The sequence below is a fragment of the Nocardiopsis valliformis DSM 45023 genome (genome assembly GCF_000340985.1).
GTDB classification, from domain to species: domain Bacteria; phylum Actinomycetota; class Actinomycetes; order Streptosporangiales; family Streptosporangiaceae; genus Nocardiopsis; species Nocardiopsis exhalans.
The window spans coordinates 36,619-55,643 of sequence record NZ_ANAZ01000019.1; the positions used below are offsets into that span (position 1 = coordinate 36,619).

General features: G+C 68.6%; 9 protein-coding genes. 1 reads left to right on the forward strand and 8 read right to left on the reverse strand.

Annotated elements, in window-relative coordinates; all coding sequences use genetic code 11:
* Positions 1 to 4: 4 nt before the first annotated feature.
* Genes D457_RS0119030 through drmD form a run of 6 tightly spaced genes read right to left on the reverse strand, consistent with a single transcriptional unit; the run spans position 5 to position 15,842 of the window.
* Positions 5 to 1,936: an HsdM family class I SAM-dependent methyltransferase gene (locus tag D457_RS0119030; RefSeq protein WP_017582264.1), complete on the reverse strand. Its 1,932-nt coding sequence runs from the start codon at positions 1,934 to 1,936 to the stop codon at positions 5 to 7.
* A complete protein-coding gene (drmC, locus tag D457_RS0119035; protein ID WP_017582265.1) occupies positions 1,936 to 2,712 on the reverse strand; it encodes a DISARM system phospholipase D-like protein DrmC in 777 nt (258 codons plus the stop codon). Before drmC ends, D457_RS0119030 begins: the two co-directional genes overlap by 1 nt.
* Positions 2,709 to 4,631, reverse strand: a complete 1,923-nt coding sequence (drmB, locus tag D457_RS0119040) for a DUF1998 domain-containing protein (protein ID WP_017582266.1) — start codon at positions 4,629 to 4,631, stop codon at positions 2,709 to 2,711. Before drmB ends, drmC begins: the two co-directional genes overlap by 4 nt.
* A complete protein-coding gene (gene drmA, locus D457_RS0119045; RefSeq protein WP_017582267.1) occupies positions 4,631 to 8,560 on the reverse strand; it encodes a DISARM system helicase DrmA in 3,930 nt (1,309 codons plus the stop codon). Before drmA ends, drmB begins: the two co-directional genes overlap by 1 nt.
* Positions 8,560 to 12,672, reverse strand: coding sequence for an Eco57I restriction-modification methylase domain-containing protein (locus D457_RS0119050; protein WP_017582268.1), 4,113 nt, complete (start codon positions 12,670 to 12,672; stop codon positions 8,560 to 8,562). Before D457_RS0119050 ends, drmA begins: the two co-directional genes overlap by 1 nt.
* Positions 12,669 to 15,842, reverse strand: a complete 3,174-nt coding sequence (gene drmD / locus D457_RS0119055) for a DISARM system SNF2-like helicase DrmD (protein WP_017582269.1) — start codon at positions 15,840 to 15,842, stop codon at positions 12,669 to 12,671. The genes D457_RS0119050 and drmD overlap by 4 nt, the downstream gene beginning before the upstream one ends.
* 677 nt (positions 15,843 to 16,519) lie before the next feature.
* On the opposite strand from drmD, the gene D457_RS35825 reads away from it, so the two are divergent.
* Positions 16,520 to 17,410: a hypothetical protein gene (locus D457_RS35825; RefSeq protein ID WP_152514285.1), complete on the forward strand. Its 891-nt coding sequence runs from the start codon at positions 16,520 to 16,522 to the stop codon at positions 17,408 to 17,410.
* Between the two features lie 354 nt (positions 17,411 to 17,764).
* Here the strand turns inward: D457_RS35825 and D457_RS0119060 are convergent, their stop codons facing one another.
* The gene (locus D457_RS0119060; RefSeq protein WP_017582270.1) at positions 17,765 to 17,977 is read right to left on the reverse strand and encodes a DUF397 domain-containing protein; all 213 of its coding nucleotides are present in this window, start codon (positions 17,975 to 17,977) and stop codon (positions 17,765 to 17,767) included.
* Entirely contained in the window at positions 17,977 to 18,873 is an 897-nt protein-coding gene (locus tag D457_RS0119065) for a helix-turn-helix domain-containing protein (RefSeq protein ID WP_152514286.1), read from the reverse strand. The genes D457_RS0119060 and D457_RS0119065 overlap by 1 nt, the downstream gene beginning before the upstream one ends.
* Between the last annotated feature and the right edge of the window lie 152 nt (positions 18,874 to 19,025).

Here is a 19,025-nt window from a genome sequence, read left to right on the forward strand (position 1 = left end):
GCCTTCAACCCCTGCCAACCCCACGATCCCGCAACCCCTGTGGCCTCAATTCACCTTCGCGTAGCCCATGGTGCCCCACCTGAGCCAGCCGCCCGCCCAGTTCGGTGATCTCACCCAGCAGCCCCTCCAACCGGGTGAGTCGGTGCGCCGCCGCACTGTGCGCGGCCTGCTGCGCCGCGGACAGCGCGGGCAGCACCAAAGACCGCACGTCCAGGCGGCCGCTGGAGGTACGGTTCGGGGCGTCGGACGCCGAGGCCAGGATCCCGGCGAGGAACTCAGCATCCACCTCGCCCGCCACCGGTCTCAGTAACAGCAGCCGCGGCCCCAGCGCCGCGCCCCCTCCGTTTTCCTCGCTGACCACCCGGGTCGGGGCGCCGCGCACGGTGTCGGCGACCACCACGTCCCCCGGGCGGGTACGCACGATCCCGGGCACCTGGGAACACCGGCCGCTGGGGGGCCGCCCCTCCCGCAGATCGCGCACGGTCAGTGCCGGGATCGGCCCCTCGTCCGCGGACATCGCCAGCGGGGCCCGGTGCAGCTCCACTCGCCCGGCGTCCACCAGGGCACCCAACGTGGTCCGCGCCGCCCCCGGGCCCGGGGCGTCCAGGCCCAGATCCCGGCTCAGCGCGCGGGCCTGCTCCAACGCCTCGGTGAGTTCGGCCAGCAGCGGCGGGTACAGGACCGCCGCCCGCCCGGCCTTCGCCGCCTCCAGGTGCCGCGAGGGGCGCAGGTCCACGTCCCCGTCCAACAGCTCGACGGTCTCGGCACAGCTCCAGTCCGCGCCGTCGCCGCTCTCGGACAGCCGCCCGGACACGAACGCCTCCCAGACCCGAACCGACTCCTCGGGGTCGGTCCCGCGCCCGACCAGCAGCAGCCGCCCCTGGGCTTCGACGCCTTCCTCGGGTCGGACCACTACCCACAGGTGGTGGCTGGCCGCCTCACCCTCGGAGGGGACCTCCAGCACGGCGCGCAGTACGCCCGCCCGCAGCAGGTTCGCGCGGATCCGGCGACCGCTGGGCCGCGAGGACACCGACGCGGGCAGCAGCACCACCCCGCGCCCGCCCTCGCGCAGCCGGGACAGGCAGTGCTGCACCCAGGCCAGCTCGCCCTCGGCCTTGGGAGGAGTGCCGTGCACCCAGCGCGGATCCTCGGCCAACTCCTCGTGCCCCCACTCCCGGTCTCGGAACGGGGGGTCGCACAGCACCGCGTCGACTTCGGTACCCAAGGCGGCCGGGGTGCGCAGCGAGTCCCCGACCGCGGTACCACTCATCCCGGGCAGGGCGGCCAACAGGGCGGTGGCCATCCGCCACAGGTGGACGTCCACCTCCTGCCCGGTCACTGCCCCGGCCCCGTGTCGGACCGCCTCGGCGAGCAGCCTGCCCGTACTGCAGGCCGGATCGTGCACGGAGGAGCCTTCACCGATCCCGGCCAGGTCCGCCATCCACGAGGCCAGTTCCGTCGAGACCTCGGGTCTGCCGCGCTCGCGCAGCAGCCGCTCGCACAGCTTTGCGTACAGGCCCTCCGGCTCGCTCGGCGCGAGGATCTCCTCGGCCAGCGCGGTCCAGGTCTCGGGGATCCCCGGCGGGGACGGCCGGAGCGGGATCTCCTCGATCAGTGTCTGCCCGGCATAGGCCAGGAACTCGGCCCGGCGCACATCCGGGACCTGCGCCCGCACCCGCTGCCACAGCAGATCGGCCCCGTCCGCCTCGAACGGTTTGCCGTGGACCCGGCACCACTCCCGGACCTGCTCCAACGAGAACAGAGGCTGCGACGCGGCCCCCGCGACGGGTGGGGGGAAGTCGCTGAATCTTCGCCGCCAGTTGCTCACCGCGGGCCGCTTCACCCCGGTCAGCCGGGCGATGTCGGATGCCCCGAGGAGAGCTTCCCCGGTCGGGGGTCTGTGCTCGGTCTCTTCCCGGGGGTTCTTGTCCGCCATCAGTGGTCACCCACCCGGATCCGCTCCAGCACACCCCGGGAGCGGAGCTCGGCGACGTGTTCGGCCACCCGCCGCGGGGCGGCCCCGCCCCGCACCAGCAGCCCGGCCTCCATGTTGGTGGACACCCCGGACTGGGTCAGATTGGCGCTGGAGACCAACAGCGTCCGCCGGTCGGCCACCGCGAGTTTGGCGTGTGCCTTGGCCCCCTTGCCCTCGCGCCGGTCCGTCGGCCAGTGCCACAGGTCGACCCCGCCGATCCCGGTGAAGGCCTGCCCGGGTTCGGTGCCGCTGATCGCCCCGCCCGCTCCGGCGAGGGTCTCCACCACCACCGACACCGAGACCCCGCGCGCCACCGCGGCGGCCAGGGCTTCCCGGATGTCCGGGCGGCGCCGGGCGGAGTAGGTCATCAGCACCAGTTCGCTGCGGGCCTCGGCGATCACGTCCAACAGGGCCTGGGCGGTGGACCGCACTGGCACCGAGTGGCTGGACGGGCCGGTCCACACCGTCTCCACCGAGACCTCACCGGTGGCGGCTGCGTGCCCGGCGGCCAGCCCGCGCAGGAACGCCGCGGCCTCGGCGGACGGTACGGCGTGGGTGCTCAGCGCGGCCAGCACCGGGGCGACCGTGGCGCGGTCCCGGACCGAGCCCAGGATGGCCTGTTCGGGCCAGCCCTCGGCCACCCGTCCGGCCAGCTCGCGCAGACCGGCGCCGCCCAAGGCGGAGGAGGCCGCCGACGCGGCCTCCTCGAAAGCGGGGGTGTTCATGCTGTGGCTCACGGGACCTCAGGGTAGAGGGCCAGCCCTTTTTCCTGCCCTGCTCCGCCGACCGGCACCACGAACCGCCGGTCCAGGAACCGGTTGCCGTTCACACAGGTGGTCTCGGAGACGAACAGGCACACGTGGCAGGCCGCCCCGTGCAGGAAGTCGGCCTGTGCCTGCGGTAGCCGCTCCGCGCACAGCGGGTCCGAGGAGCAGCGCAGGGCGCCGCGCAGCGCCTGGCGCACCAGGTGGGGAAGGCGGCCGGGTTCGGCCTGGGAGACCAGCCCGCCCAGGGTGCCCTCGGCGTCGGGGACGGCGGTGTAGATGAGGATGCCGCCGCCCGGCTCCCCTTCCGTCCCGGTGTAGATCTTCTCGGACAGGCTGGCCGCGTTGTACCCGCAGTCCAGCGCGATCGCCCGGACCAGCAGGTGGGAGAGGGTGTGCAGGGCGATGTAGCGCTCGCCCGGCCAGAGCCGCATCCGCTCGAATCCGGAGCCGACCCGGTCGGAGTAGCGCTTCTCGCGGAAGGTTCCGTAGGCCTCCCGGTGCAGGTGCATCGCGGTGCTCTCGGCGACCCGCTTCTCCCACCCCGACAGCAGGTCCTCCGACACCCGCAGGAAGATCCCCTCGCCGCGCACCTCGCTGGCGGGCAGCCAGGTGGGGTCGCCACCGGACAGGCGGACGGTCTCCACCATGGTGGGGTCCTCCTTGTCGGGTGAGTCCAGGCGGGTGAACGCGGTCAGCACCCGCACCTCGCGGAGCCGCTCCACCTGCACCACGTCGGTGAAGACGCCCCGCAGGCCCTCGGGGACCCCGCCGTCCAGGCGCCGCAGCGCGAAGTCGGGGGTGGGCTCGTGGGACCCGGGGGAGGTGAACGCCTCCCACTCGGCGGTGAGCAGGTCGGGGCTGACCCCGGCCCCGTCCTCCTCCGGCTGCTGCCCCTCCAGCGCCGCCCGGTGACGCCCGGCGGCCTCGTGCACCGCGTCGTCGTCCCACTTGCCGAAGTGGTCGCGCATCGGCGGCGCGAACTGGCGCAGCACCGCGTACTGGTCCTTCGGGGTGTCCTTGAGCATGTCCCAGTACTGCTCGACCAGGTTGTCCAACTCCGTCGTGCCCGCACCGGAGGGCACGGCAAGGGCGGACAGCATCTGGGAGAACCACTGGTTGGAGGCGCCCAGCACCAGCACCTTGGGCGGTTTCCCGCACCCGCCCGGCTCGAACTGCTGCTGCAGGTGCGGGTGGCGGCCCCGGCAGCGCGGCAGGCTCTCCAGGCCGCGCTCACCGCCTGCGTCGCGCATGTTGCGGTGATCGCCGCAGTTGATACAGGTCAGCTCGACGTTGGCGCCGACGTTGCCGCCGCGGTCCTCCATCCGCAGCTTGGGGTGCGAGGCCTTGGCGCACTCCGCGCCCTTGTGCACGAAGAGCGAGTAGGGGAACTCGTCCAGGTGGCCGGAGGTGCAGGCCAGCACGAACCTGGCGGCGACCGCCAGCGGCTTCTTCCCCTTGTGCTTGCCGACGTTGTGCGTGAACCTCGCCTCGTGCGGTCGGCGTGGGTTCGCGTTCTCGAACGTCAGCATCCCCGAGTCCAACGAGACCAGGTCGTCGCAGGCCGTACAGCGGAAGTTCGAGGGGAACGGGGTGGTGGGCACCCCCACCCCGGCGGCCGGACCGCCCGGGTCCTGGTCGGTGCCCTCGGTCCACGGTGCGGGCCGCAGCTCCTCCACTTTGTGGTTGCCGGGGAGCTTGCGCAGCTCCTCCAGCAGGCGCGGTTCGTTGATCCTCTCCCACCCGTAGGCGTGGGTGTGGTTCCAGTCGTCCAGCCCGCGCACCAGCACCGCGAAGTTGGGCAGGTCCACCAGGGCGCCCACCCCGCTGGTGAACATCAGGTGGCTGGGCCGGACCGCGCCGACCCTGCGCCGGTGTCCCTCGTCGCGCATCAACCCTGCTCCTTCCCCGCCCCGGCCGGGGCCGGGGTCTCCTCCGCCTGGTCGCCGCCCTGCTCGTCGTCGCTCCCACCGGGCGGGGCGAACGACCACGCCGGGGCGTTCAGCAGCGGCATGAAGAAGTCGCCTCCGCCGGACACCAGCAGGTTGATCTCGTTCTCGGTCTCACGCATGGACATACCGACAGTGGTGTCGCTCCAGGAGCCCTCACCCGGTTTGGTCAGCAGACCGCGCAGCTGGTTCCTGGACTCCGTGGAACGCTCGTAGCCCAGCGGGGTGGAGCCCGCCCGGACCTGCTTCCAGTGGTCGCGCAGGCTGTTGATCCGCTCCGACAGGTAGTCGCGGCCGCGTTCACCGGCCACGTGCTCGGCGCGGGCGAGCATCCGGCCGATGATCTCCTCCACCACGGGACCGTCCAGGTCCACGTCGTGGGCGTCGCCGTTGTGCGAGTGGCCCTCCACCGCGTTGCGCACCGCCGCCACGAACATCGCGGCGGTGCCCCGGTCCAGGGAGCGCCTGGTGAACGGGGTGACGCTGAGCGCCTCCACCTGCCGGTAGAAGGTCGCGTGGTAGTAGCCGAAGTCCTCGTAGTGGGCGAGGTCGCGCGGGCGCGTCCAGTTGTACAGCGTCACCACCAGACCGGGCCGGGACGCGTCACGGCCGACCCGGGAGGAGGCCTGGATGTACTCGGCGGTGTTCTTGGGCTGGCCGGTCACGACCATCAGCCCGAACCGGGAGACGTCCACGCCCACCTGCAGCATGGAGGTGGCCAGCACCGCGTCCACCGGGCTGCGGCTCTCCTTGGCCCGCTGGTCCCGGCGCTGGGACAGCGGGTGCGGCTGGACGTTGGCCGCCGAGGACGAACGCGACCTGCGCGCCTCGTGGGTGGCGCGCAGGTCCGCGTAGACGGCCCGGCGCCGGTCGGAGGTGTCCAGTTCGGGGTCGAACCCCACCTCCAGCCGCTTGAGCACGTCGCTGATGTCCGCCGAGGAGATACGCGAGGTCAGCTCCTGGAGGTTGAACATCCCGGACCTGGTCAGCCGGTTGCGCATGCCCCGCTCGGTCCCGTGCCTGCGCACCCGCACGGTCACGTCGTCGTCCATGTACCGGCGCATCCCCGCCAGCTCACGGGTGGCGTTGAAGTAGCCGACCATGGTCATGTACGGGTCGGCCGGAGCCCCGTGGGTGTCGAACAGGTGCTGCCCGGCCAGCGCGAGGATCTCCGCGAGCCGGATCTCCGCCTGCTTGAGCCGCACCCCGTGCGCGCACACGCCCAGGTAGCGGCGGCCCGGGTTCTCCTCGGTGACCGGGACCTGACTGGAGAAGAAGGTGTCGGTCACCTCCGTCACCTGCGGCGGGAAGATCTGCAGGTCCCGGCCGAACACCCCGCGCACCTGGTCCCGGGCGCGCTTGGTGGTGGCGGTGGAGGCCACGATCTTCGGCGCCGTCCGCTTCCCCGACGGAGTGGTCCAGGAGGTCAGCTCGTCCACGGCCGCCTCGAACAGGCCCACGGTGGTGCCCAGCGCACCCGAGATCAGGTGCAGCTCGTCCTGGATGATCAGGTCCGGCGGCCGCAGCCTCGGCACCGGGCGGCTCTCCGTCTTCGGCAGCTGCCCCTTGGCGTTGTGGCGGCCTCGGCAGCCGGTCCTGGCGTCCAGGTCGGTGTGCCGGTACCCGTGCCGGGGGCAGTAGGACGCCACCCGGCCGAACAGCATGCCCGCGAACCCGCGCCAGGGCAGCTGGGCCAGTTTGTCCACGGTGGCGATCAGCAGGCTGGGGGTGTACCGGTAGATCTCCTCGTCCACGGTGAGGATCGGCAGGCCCTCGGCCGACCTCGTCCGGGAGAACGGGCAGGCGCCCTCACCCTCGCCGTTGGCGCAGAACAGCAGCACCCGCCGGGTGTCGGGACGCGGGTCCAGGTCCCGGTGGGCCTGCAGTTTGGTGCCGCACCACGGGCAGGACAGGGTCTGGAGCACGTTCACGTAGTCCCCGCGGCCGCGTTCGCGGGCCGAGGCGATCTGCTTCTCCGCGTCGTCGAACCAGTTGGGGGAGACCGCGCCGCCGACCCACAGGCCGATCCGGAACGGCTCCTCGCCCCAGGTACCGGGGTCCTCGACCCGCTGCACCTCGGCCGCGCACACCAGGGCGGCGGCCCGCTGGAACTGCTGGGCGGTGAGCAGCCGCAGGGTGTAGCGCATCAGCACCGCCACCCCGGCCAGACCGCTGCGGGCGTCCGCGCCGGTGCCCACGATCTTCTGGAGGCGGCGGATCGCGAACGTGAACGCGGTCAGCCCCAGGTAGGCCTCGGTCTTACCGCCACCGGTGGGGAAGAACAGCAGGTCCACGGTGGCCTGCGGGGAGGCGGCGCGCTCCTCGTGGTCGGGGTCGGCGATCGAGGGCAGGTTGAGCAGCACGAACGCCAACTGGAACGGGCGCCAGGAAGCGGCGGAGGCGCCACGATCGTTGATCCGCTTTTCCGCCTCGGCGAAGGTGATCTCCGGGTCCTCGCGCAGCCGGGAGATCTCACTGTGGCGGCGCTGGTCGGCCATGGCCCGGTTGGCGAACCGGAACGCCTTCAGGGCTTCGGCGTGGCGGGGGAGCGAGGGGTCGGTGAGGAGCTCGATCCCGGCACGGATGCGCTCTGCGGCCTGGCGGGCCTTGAACACGGCCGTCTCGGCGGTCTCCCGGAGCGCGGAGGGTAGGTCGGGGATGACCGACTCCCGCCCGTCCAGCCAGGTGGAGTAGCCGTCGGCGAGCGGGGTCAGCCCGGCGCGCAGGGCGTCGGCGGTGGTGTCGGGGGAGGCCAGCACGTCCATGGACAGCTCCGCCGAGGCCAGCGCCGAACCCGCGCCCACGGCCGCAGTCGTGGCGGACACGTCGTGGTGGGGGAGCCAGGTGGTGACCAGGCGGTGCGCGCGCCGCGCCTGCCCGTCCACTTCGGCGTGCACGGCCACGTTGCGGCCGTCGGCGTACTTGAGCTGGTCCCGGTAGAGGAGCCGCAGGTGCAGTTCCTCGGTGTCGGAGGTGGCCGGGTCGGTGTCCGGCCCGGTGTCCGTGAGGGGGTCGTCCACCGGGAGGAACACGGGGGAGGCCCCGTCCAGGGCGGTCACCGAGAGCTCGGCCTGGAACAGCCACACGGTGTCCCCGTTGGACTGCACGGGGACGCGGTTGTTGACCAGGTTCAGCTCGACCGTGCGCCGGTCGCCGTTCGTGTTCTCCCGGACGGTGACGTTGAGGTAGACGCAGGAGGTGTCGGGGTCCGGGTCGGTCAGCCCGATCCGGTAGTCCGGCCTGTCGTCCAGCCGGACCTCCTTCTCGAACTCCTTGGGCTCGCGCGTCCAGGCGCGGCGGGTCTTGCCCTCGTCCTCCAGGACGGCGGCGCGGGTGTACTCGCCCCAGGCCGCGCGGACGTTGACGGCGTCCACGTCGGCGGGCACGGAGAAGGACAGGCCCATGGTGGAGGCCCACATGTGCCCGAGGTTCTGCGGGGTGACGACGTCGGGGGCCTCTCCGGAACCCTCGCCGCCTGAAGCGCCCTCGACCCCGTTCTCGGTGTCCATGACCTGGTCGGCGGCGTCCCGTACGGAGGTGGGGGTCTGGTGGCGCGGGCCGAGCATGCCCACCAGGTAGCGCTCCCGGGGGCCGGAGTACCGGCGGGGGAGTTCCTCGGTGGTCCCGTCCCAGGGGCCGAGGAGATCGCGGGAGACCAGGTTCTGGAGTTCGCTGCGTACGTGGAAGGAGGTGGCGTCGACGAACTCCTGGGGCTGGTCAAGGGAAGCGATCGCGGCGGCGTCCCGGGCTGCGTTGTCGGCGGCGCGGAGTTCGGCCTTGGTGGGCTTCTTGCTGGTCGGGGAGCCCTTGGATGTGGTGTCCAGGGAGGTCTGTTCACCGTTGGGGTTCGCGAAGAGGGCGTCGTCAGACATCAGAAGAGAGTCCCTTCGTCGCTGGAAGCCTTGCGCTTGGACTTCTTCTTGTCGTGCAGGCCTTGGGCGACCTCTTCGGCGTAGCGCTCATGGTTCAGTTCGAGCAGGCTGTCGAGAACCTCGCGCTGAGCGGCCGGGCCGATGGTGTAGCGCGTTTCTCGGCCAACCGAGTGGAACCCGTGGTCGAGACCGCCAACGGACTCGATGCGCTCTTCCCAGCCGTAGGCACGGATGGTGGCCTCGTCGATCGCGCGGTGGATCTCGCGAAGCTCCTGGATGTCAGGGTCATTGCACTCGGGGTCAAAGACCAGGTTGTAGGTCTTGGTCAGCCCAGAGTTTCGGGAGAGCATCACCTCACGGCGGTAGGTGTCGAGTTGCTCGCCGAGTTGGTGCATCCGCGCTGTGAAAGGCGGGCGAACGAGCGTCTCGAAAGCTGCCGTCGGGGTGTAGCTCAAGTCAGCCTTCATGGTCGAGCACCTGATCACAGCCCACCAGTAATGCACTGAACTTGATAGGAGGGCAAGAAACGAAGGTTCGTTCGAGGCGAACACCACGAGCTTCTGGTCGAATACCTGATTGCGATCAACGATGATGGGCATGGCGGTTCGGCTGGTCTGTGCCATCACGACGACTTTGTCGAGGTTACGAGTTGCTTCGTGCATTTTTGGGCGAGGAGCCAGGAACTGCCACCAGCGCTCTCGGGCTGACTTGCTGTACTTGTTGATTTCCCTTTCCGGCCTTACGGTTTTGGACACCTGTTCGTAGCATTCCTTGTAATTTCTGGCTTTCTCCTCCGGCCAGGTTTTGAAGTTGATGATCCACCTGCGGCCGGTATGCCGAGGGTCTGTGTTGACGTCCTCTCCGTTCAGGTAGGGAAAGAGGACGTCGGCGTTGGCGAGGTCGGCCTCCATGAGATCCTGTGCTCTCTTGGGGGTGACTGTGAACCCTGTGCCGAGTACGTTGACCCCTTGAAAAGAGCTTCCCTGGCTACCGAGAAGTCGATGCGGTGTTCCGCTCGTACGTGAAGCTGGGACCAGGGATGTGGTGATGGCGTGTGTTCTGATGCCGTCGGCGATTCGCTCCGCATGGTTATTGAGGCCGTCTTTGCTGAGGCATACCATGCAGTACTCCAGGGCCGCCGACTTCGAGGGCCAAGGGGAAGACTGGACGGATTTTCTGATGGTCGCACCACTGGCAACAACCTGGTCGAGGCCGACGAGTTTACTATCCCCTTGTGCGAGGGTGTTGGTCGCGATGATGCCGACTTGCCCTGTTGCCCGGGTGATCTGGTTGATCTGCAACGTGAAGTAGGCGGCGAGGTCGCTTGTTCCGCGCACTCCTCTAACTCCGTTCGCCGTGTATTCGACGAGATATTCCCTGAATCTATCGCCAAGCGCTGTCTGGAGTTTGAGGCCGCCCAGGAATGGGGGGTTTCCGATGACTGCGTCAAACCCCCCATTTTCGAACACCTCGGGGAATATGAGAGGCCAGTGAATTGGTCGCCTTTTGAATGCTCCCTTAGGGAGGTCGACACTCAACCACGCCATCGCTTTGGAGCGGGCGCGGGGTTCATTGTTTCCTAGATTACTGGCGATCTCTACGGCTTCGGAGGAAGCCTGATTTAGTCCTCGGCTGCCGCGGTGCGCGTTCGCTAGCGCCGAACCCACCGTCAAGTCCGCCAGCAGTCGAACCAAGCCGGTCTCCACCTCGGCTTCGCCCAACACGGTGCGCTTGCGGTTGAGGCCTGCCAACGTGGTTCCATCGATACTCGCCAGTTCGCGGCGTGATTCGGCTACCCGGCTGACCAGTTCCCTGATACCGGATGTGAAGTCGATGAGTGCGTTGTCACCGCCATGCAGTTTTCGACCCTTCTTGGGGTCCATGTGCATGTACTCAAGCTGCTCAAGGGACGTGATCCCGAGCAGCGAGTCACCAGCAGCCAGCCGGTCATCGAGGAACGTAAACGGCCGCTCCGGGTCCATAGAGACCAGCCACAGCGACAGCTTCGCCATCTCCACGGCCATCGGGTTGATGTCCACTCCGTACAGGGAGTGCTCAATCACCTGACGCCGCGCCTCGATGACGACCTTATCGTCGTCCGCCCGCAGTCCGTCCTTGGGCGGGGTGTATCCGGCGACTCGTTCGTCACCTTCCCGCACCCAAGCCTCGATCAGCCGGTCACCCAGATAACGCGCGGCCGCCACCAGGAACGCCGCCGAACCCACCGCGATGTCGGCGACCTTCAGCGCGAGGATCTCCTGGCTGCTCTTCAGCTTCCACTCACTGGTATCAGCCGTCTGCAACGGCCCCGGCTCGTAGACCAGCGGCTCCAGCGCACCCTCCACGACCTCCTCGGCGAGGAACCTCGGCGTGTAGTGCGTGCCCGTGTTCTTGCGCAGCGAGGAGTCGGTGACGTACAGCTCGCCCGAACGGATCACCAGCGGCAGCCCACGCAGGTCCAGGCGGATGATCCCGAAGAAGGGCAGCAGCCGATCCACCAGCTGTTCCTCGCGGGGGAGTACACCGCGCAGCTTCTTGCGGGCCTCTTCCTGCTCGGCCCGGTCCATCGGGGCCAGGCGCTTGGCCAGTTGCCCCTTAGTGCCGATCTTGGAGTCCTTGTACTTGGTGGCCAGCTCGGCCGCCAGAGACTCCACGTCGGTGTGCCGCGCCGCCAGTTCCTCCAGCTCGCGCAGCTGCACCTCCTCCTCGGCGCCCTCCTTGCCGATGAGCCCCACCACGAGGTCCTCGGCGCGGAAGCCGTCGAAGGACAGCAGACCCTCGTACACGTAACCGATCTGCTCCACGTCCAGCGCGCGGAACGACAGCTTGCGCAGTTCGGCGGACTTCCCACGCCCCACCCGCACGTACTGCACGGCCTTGAGCATGTGCAGCACGGTCCGGTCGTCGATGTCCAGCGGCATCCACGGGAAGGTCTCGGGGTTGAACAGCGACCCGTCGAGCGGGTGCATCTTCAGTCGGGGGTGGTCCACCCCGCCGTAGACCGCGTTGAACAGCGCCAGCAGCCGGTGCCAGGCCGCCGTGGTCCGCTCCAGGTCGTCCTCGGTACCCTCGCGTGCCTGCTCGTGCAGCTCCTGGTAGAGACCGCCAGCCGAGTACGCCCGCGCGTACAGGTCGTTGTCGGAGGGCAGCAGGCCGCGCTCCTCGGCGAAGAGCAGGAACACCACCCGCATCATCACCGAGACCGAGCCCCGGTACACGTCGTGCGCGGACACCCCGCTCAGGTCCCGGTCCCCGCGCTCACGGGCACGGGTGTCGGCCCGGCCGATCGCGGCGACCAGCAGTTCCACCGCCTGGCGGACCTGCACCCCCAGCGCCTCGGTGACTTCCTCCTGCGAGTCCATGCTCTGGGCGAGCAGCCTGACCAGCCGCTCCTCCTCCGGAACCCCGAAGAAGCGGCGCCGGTTGAGCAGCGAGTAGAAGGCCCGCAGTACATCGCGCTCGGCGGAGTCGGTCCACAGCGAGGCGTCGAAGACCGCGGTGGTGGTGACGCCGCCCTTTGGCGCCCACACCAGCACCCACCAGCGGCCGTCGATGGCCAACCCAAGCTCCACACCGTGGTGGCGGCACAGCTGCGCCAGCCGGTCCGCGGGGGTGGCCGACCAGGACTCGTCCTTGATCCGCTGCTGAGGGGACTGCCCGGCCGGGCAGACCAGCCCGAGCAGCCGGACACGGTCGGCCTTGACCTCATCGCCGTCCGCGGCGTCACCCGATCCGGTACCGGGTTCGGTGAGCACGAACGACGGCTCCACCCGGGTGTCGTGTTCGGCGACCTCCATGGCCAGCGACTCCAAGCCGCCGGTGCACAGGTCCTGGCCCCAGCCGAGCAGTCCGCCCAGCACGTACCGGATCCAGGCGTCCCGTCCGGCGGCCAGGTCCTCCTGCCAGAGGGTGTGCTCGCGGCGCAGCTCCCGCCGCTGATCCTTGTCCAGCGGGTCCAGCCCGGCGGACCACACTTGGCGCAGTACCGGCAGGGTCAGGAACGGTCCGCTGACCTCCACCAGGCCCAGCCAGTTCAGGTGCTGGTCACGGACCAGGTCGGTGCTGCTCTGCTGACCTCGGCTGTGCTTACTTCCAAGCTGCGGGGCGCTCAACGGACTGCCTCCTTGCGGGGAACGACGAAGACGACGGCGACGGGGAAGGTATGCGGGTCTTTCTGCGAGTAGCGCTGCTCGATGGCCGCCAACTCGCGCTCGCGTTCCCCGTCCAGGGCCGCCAGCCTCGTTTCCCAGTTCATCCGGTCCTTGCGGTACTGCTCGCGCTCTTCCTTGGTCTGGGTGACGGAGCGCTCGCTGAACAGCGCGTTCTCGTCCGCCTCCTCGTCCGAGGACAGTGCCTCGCGCAGGGTCGACGCGAACTGGTCCAGGACACTGGTCACCCTGGCGCGCTCGTTCTCCTCGCGCTCCTTCAACACGCGCAGCAACGACTTCTCACGTGTGTCGGCGCGCCAGTTGATGGCGTCTTCGAGCCCCTTCCGGCCGTTGGCCCGCTCCCATCGGTCGCGGACCCGGCTCCACACCGCGTCCGACAGCGGTCGTCCGTCGGTCAGCGCCCGGTTGAGGATGCCTCCGAGTGTGGTGAGGTTCTCCAGGCGGCGGAAGCGGCCGGTCTCGGGCAGCCAGCCGCCCGAGTGCAGCACCTCCTCGTGCAGGCGCAGCCCGTCCGCGCCCACCAGCACGAACCGCGAGTAGGCGCCGACCAGGACCTCGTCCAGCTCGGGGTCGTCGCTGACCACGGCGGTCACCCGGTTGAGGCCCACCCGGTCGTTGGAGACCGCGGTGCGCAGCAGACCGATGGAGCGGGCCACCAGCGGGTGGTTCAGGTGGGCGAGCACCACGTCGTCGCGGCCCTGGACGTCGGCCGCGTTGAAGGTGATCGGGAGCTGCCGGGGGACGGCGTTCCGGGGGGCGTCCGCGGGCAGCTTCTCGGTCAGCCCGGTGGTGGTGTGCACCCATGAGCCGGTGAGTGCGGGCACCTGGTACAGGCCCTCGGCGAAGCGCTCCTCGTCCTCGTCCACGTGCGGGGTGAGCGCGGGCTGGTGGGCCAGGTTCAGGGCGGTGTCCACCACCCGCTTGACCCGTGCCGGGGTGATGGCCAGTGACTCCACCGTCTCGTCCAGGTTGCGGCGCAGACGGCGCACCTGCTCGCGCAGGTTGGAGTTGGAGGGCACCTTGCCCTTGGTGCCTGCCTTCGAGGTCTCGGCGTCCAGGTCGGTCTTCTGGCCCAGCATCCGGCGCTGCACGGCGTCGGAGATGACCGCGTTGACCGAACCCAGGTCCTCCTCCATCCGGGCGACCTTGGTGGCGACCCGGGAGAGGAACTCCAGGTCGGCCTCGAAGGAGTCGGTGGACTTCTCCCAGCCGGTGCCGACGAAGTGCCGGATCTCGGGGTTCTCGGTCTGCCCGTACCGGTCGATCCGGCCGATCCGCTGCTCCAGCTTGTTCGGGTTGAACGGGATGTCGTAGTTGACCAGCCGGTGGCAGTGCCGCTGGAGGTCGATGCCCTCGCTGGCGGCGTCGGTGGCCAGCAGGATGCGTAGCGGGTGCTCGCCCGGGTGCTTCTGGAAGGCCAGCCGCAGCGACTCGCGCTCGTCGGTGTTCATGCCGCCGTGCAGTTCGGCGACGTGCTGGCCGCCCAGGCCCTGCTGGGCCAGGAGCTCGCGCAGCCAGGACTGGGTGTCGCGGTACTCGGTGAAGACCACCACGCGCTCGTCGTTCCAGAGCTTTCCGTCCGGCTTGCACACGGCCTGCAGGTAGGTGATGAGCTCACGGGCCTTGGCATCCGGCTGGGCCTCGTGCGTGCGCGCCCACGCGCGCATCCGCTCCAGTAGCGACTGCTCGTCCTCGTCGGCGTCGGGCTGGTGGGGGCGGCTGCGGTCCAGGGCGTCGTCCTCGGCCTCGGCCAGCTCCTCGTCGTCGTAGGTGGCCGTCTCGTCCCAGAAGTCGTCCATCCACTCGGGCACGTCGTCGTCCGAGTCGAGGCCCGCTCCGAGCGCCTCGGGGCCGGCCGAGCGCGAGCGCAGGGTTTCCGCGTAGACCTCGACGGTGTGCAGGAAGGCGGCCGGGCTGGAGAAGAGGCGCTTCTTCAGCAGCAGGGTGACCAGGTCGGTGGCGCGCTTGCCCTTCCTGGTGGTCAGCTTGGTCCGGCGCAGCTGCGCGAAGCGGGTGAGCAGGGTGTGGATCTCCCGCTCGGCCTCCGGGTAGGTGACCGGGATTTCGCGGGTGACGCGCTCCCGGAACCGCGGGGTGCCGTCGGGGTTCTCCACCTCACGCTTGAGGCGGCGCACCACCGTGTCCTCGATCGCGGAGCGGTCGGGCTCCACCCCTCGGGCGAACCGCTGGTCGTCCAGGATCTCCAGCAGTGCGGTGAAGGACTGCTGGTAGCCGTTGTGCGGGGTCGCGGACAGGAACAGCCGGTGGGTGAAGTGCGGGGCCAGCCAGCGGATCAGCTTGGTCTGCTGGGAGTCCACCGCGTACACCTGCTTGGGCGCGGCCGGGGCCACGTGGTGGGCCTCGTCCAGGATGAGCAGGTCGAAGGTGCGCGGGTAACTGGGGCCGTCGGTGGGCAGGACCTCGCGCAGCAGGCGCTGGGCCTTGGCGCCGCGCAGCCACGGCAGGCTGACGATGGCCAGCGGGTGGACGTTGAACGGGTTCGCGGTGCTGCCGTAGTCGCGGCGCACCTGCGCGGCCTGCTCGGAGTTGATGATGGTGAAGTCGAGGCCGAACTTCTCGGCCATCTCGTCCTTCCACTTCAACGTCAGCCCGGCCGGGCACACGATCATGATGCGCTGGGTGCGGTTGCGCAGCAGCAGTTCCTGGGTGACCAGCCCGGCCTCGATGGTCTTGCCCAGGCCGACGTCGTCGGCGAGGAGGAGGTTCACACGCGGGGCGCCGATCGCCCGCGAGACCGGTTCGAGCTGGTAGTCCTCGATCGCCACCCCGGACCGGAACGGTGACTGGAGGTTGCGCACGTCCGCGGAGGTGACGGCGGACCAGCGCACCGCGTCCAGGAAGGCGGCCAGCTGCTCGGGCTGGTCGGGCACGATCCCGGACACGTCGGGCAGGGAACCGCTGGGCAGGAGCCGGCGGCCGGGTTCGAGCTCCCAGAGGACATCGAGGGTCTCGCCGTACTTGCCCTCCTGGATGCTCTGGAGGGTGACCACGGTGAAGGTCTCACCTGGTTCGATCCCGCTCACGACCCACTTCTGGCCGCGTACCTCGACAAGCGCACTCGGTTGGGGGAGCTCGTCGGTCGTTGTGGGCATTCTTGGACTACCTCGCGCCTGTCAGAGGGCATGGGAGGCGCGGCCCGAAGTGCCGAAGTGGCTGTCCGGACGGGCCTTCGCCGTGTAGGGATAACGCTAGAGCCGACGGGGTGATCCGTCGATCACTGAGACTCTATTGTTAACCCGGTTCACACGCAAGGCGGGTAGTTTGTCCCCAAGGCCCGACACCGTCGGGCCTGTGAACCAGAGGACGGCCCCCACCGTCACTTGGTTTACCCAGTGTGACAACTGGTGGAGACAACGGGCCGTAGGTCCCGAATCGACGGCCCCGCCGCTCCTCGGAACTGGAGGGCGTAGTGACGCGCAGTACCGGAGAACCGACCCCCGAGCGGCGTCCCGTGTCCGGAGGAACAGGCAACACGGGCAACCCCTGCGAGCACCCGGGGTGCAGAAGCAGGAACGCCAAAGCCCGCGTTGACTGGAGTCGGGAAGGGCTCGACGACCGGGCTGCCGATCAGAGCCTGCGGACGCTCTGTGACGAGCACCGGGACAAACAGCCCAAGCGTTCAACCAAGAGCTCCGGTCGTTCTACCAAAACATCGAAGTTGGTGCCCAAGCCGCGCAAGGCGCCCGATGGCTCATCGTCCGGAGCGAAACATCAGGGCCCGCGGACCGCGAAGGGCTCGGCTGGAGTCTCCCAGAAGCTGCTTACCGAAGTGGTGCGCCTTCAGAGAGCTTGGGAGAGGGCGGCGGCGGTGCTGTCTTCGGATCCCGAGCAGACAATGAGGGTTTGCGCGGTGGCGCTTCGGGATGAGAAAGGACTGCGCACAGAGGCTGGTAGGGCAGCTGGTAGGCCAAGCGGCAAATTAGAAGGCAAGAAGCTGCTCCGGCTGTTGGATGAGCTCGATGCCCTGCAGCGAAAAGCCGAGGCTGCGCAGCACGCCGTGGTGGAGCGAGAACGCCTACGTGAACGGGCCCGGGATTTCCGTGCGAAGAAAGCCGCGGGCACCGCGTCGGATCAGATCTGGATCAACGGTAGGAGACCCATAGGTATCTCTGAACTACTTGAGGTGCGGGCGTTGGTGGTGAGGCATCTGAACCGCGGCCGTGACCGGGAGGCGGCTCGGCTGTGTTCCACACTGCTCACCACCGGGGAAACGGCGATGTCAGCGGCCGGGCGTGAGGGGGACCGGATGCGGAGTTTCCTCAGGGCCTGTCGGACGGAGGCCTACGACAACATGAGAGCTAAGGGAGTGATCCCTGCTCAACGGGAGGGTGCTCCAGGAAAGCCCGGGCAGGGGCAGCCTGGGGGCCAGAGCGCGACAGCGATGGTGTCCTCGCAACGACAAGGGCTGGCTCCACAGCTGGGGGCCTTCGCTAAGAGGGCGGCCAGATATGTGCAGGCAAAGCAGATGATTGAAAGCGACTCCCGGCTTGCGGTGAAACTGTGCGATGCCGCGCTCAGGGAGTTGAAGCGGATGCCCAGCTCGAAAGGTAAGAGACAGGCCCGAGCTCGTTGGATTAATTTACGTGATCAGGCTGTTTCTCGCCGCAAACAGGAACGATTCAATGCTTCGTCTGATAGCAGGGAAAGGAAGCCCTCCTGATGCTGGCCTTCCGGAGGTGACGCCCTGCTACCTGAGACGCATTGAAGTTGCTTCGGTTCGGTGGACAGGTTTCTGTTGTTGGATAATTTTCTCATCGAACGAGGAGATCGAAGTGCCCAAGACCCGCTGGGGTCCGTCGACGAGAACTACCTGGGCTGAGCCCCGGCGGGGGCGGCGCGGTCCGCTGGGCCGCCCCGCCCATCAGGGTTGCTTGGAGCGCCACTGCTGGGACCTGGTCCTGATCGCTTCCGTCGAAGTAGCGCAGGGGAACGAGCAGGGCCCCCGCTTCCCTGGGGGAGCGAGGGCCCGGACTGCTCGGAAGGTTTGTCTCCGGGACAGGCGTAACCGGCTGGTTCAGCGAAGGTCGTCGCGGGCGGTCCCTAGGAAAGCCTGCCACTCGTTGGCGTCGAAGAACAGTGCGCCGATCTCGCGGTTCTGGGTGTCCCGAACCCCGGTGAACGGACCTTCTGAAACCTCCACGCAAGCGCCACGTTCGACGCTGTAGCTGGCGGTGTGCCAGGGGGACTTGGGCGCCAACGTAGCCTTGGTGGCTTCGTGCTCAGTCATCAAGCCTTCTCCAGTTCGTCCACCAGCTGGCGGATGAAGTCTTGCGTGTCGTCCAGCGGTAGGGCTGCGGCCTGCATGTACTCGAACCCGTCCTCGTGGTTAGCGAGCGCTTCCCCGCCCTCGAAGAAGTGGCCGCTTGGGGGGACGTCCAGGTAACCGACGCGGTCAGTTTCGCCGAGGTGCAGAAGGATGTAGCCGCAGGATTGCGCCATCCCTTTGGACAGTAGCAGGACCTGAATGTCAATGTTCGGGCGCTTGTTCAGCTCCATGAGGTGCTGGAACTGGGTGCGCATCACCTCAGGGCCGCCAACCAAGCAGCGAAGCGCGGACTCGTCGATGATCGCCCAGATCCGGGGTGCGTGCTCGCGGTTGAGGAGGCTCTCACAGCGTTCTATGCGGGCGGCGATGCGCTTCTGGCGCTCTTCCGGATCAGTGACGATGCCCCGGGACATAAGGGCCTCGATGTAGTCCGGATGCTGGAGTAGGCCCGGGATGACCCCCATGGCGTACTCCTGGATCTTGGTGGCCTCGTTCTCCAGGCTGTAGAAGGCGTTGCCTGCCACGTCCTCGTGCTGGAACCACCAGGGCTTCTGCTTCCTCGCGGCTTTGGCGATCTCCACCAGCTCTTCGCGCAGCGCGTCGCTCGCCCCGTACAAGCGGCAGAGCGCGGCCACGGCCTCGGTCGTCAGGCGAACGAACCGCCCGTTCTCGATTCTGTAGAGCTTGCTGGTGTCCCACCCGAGCTCGTTGGCGACCTGCTCCTGAGACATCTTGGCCTGGGTCCTGAGTCTCTTGAGCTGACTCACCAAGTAGTGCCTGCGGACGGGGGAGCCCTGGGCCACGACAGCCTCCTTCGTTCCATCGACGATGCGCCGGTCGGCGGGAGTCTTGGACATCATCTCACCGCATCCAAAGAGGACATCCATTCATAATACGGACCAGTTTAAATACAGGCCTTGTAACTTTGATGGTCGGTCTCTAGCTTAAGTGGTGAGGTGAAGCCCAGACAACACCGGTGACAATCGGTGAGGTTGCGGGCCAGCGGAGC

Excerpts from the sequence above, each read along its gene's own strand:
- D457_RS0119030 (WP_017582264.1), bottom strand. The coding sequence starts at position 1,936 with ATGGCGGACAAGAACCCCCGGGAAGAGACCGAGCACAGACCCCCGACC.
- drmB (WP_017582266.1), bottom strand. The coding sequence starts at position 4,631 with ATGCGCGACGAGGGACACCGGCGCAGGGTCGGCGCGGTCCGGCCCAGC.
- drmA (WP_017582267.1), bottom strand. The coding sequence starts at position 8,560 with ATGTCTGACGACGCCCTCTTCGCGAACCCCAACGGTGAACAGACCTCC.
- drmD (WP_017582269.1), bottom strand. The coding sequence starts at position 15,842 with ATGCCCACAACGACCGACGAGCTCCCCCAACCGAGTGCGCTTGTCGAG.
- D457_RS0119060 (WP_017582270.1), bottom strand. The coding sequence starts at position 17,977 with ATGACTGAGCACGAAGCCACCAAGGCTACGTTGGCGCCCAAGTCCCCC.
- D457_RS0119065 (WP_152514286.1), bottom strand. The coding sequence starts at position 18,873 with ATGTCCAAGACTCCCGCCGACCGGCGCATCGTCGATGGAACGAAGGAG.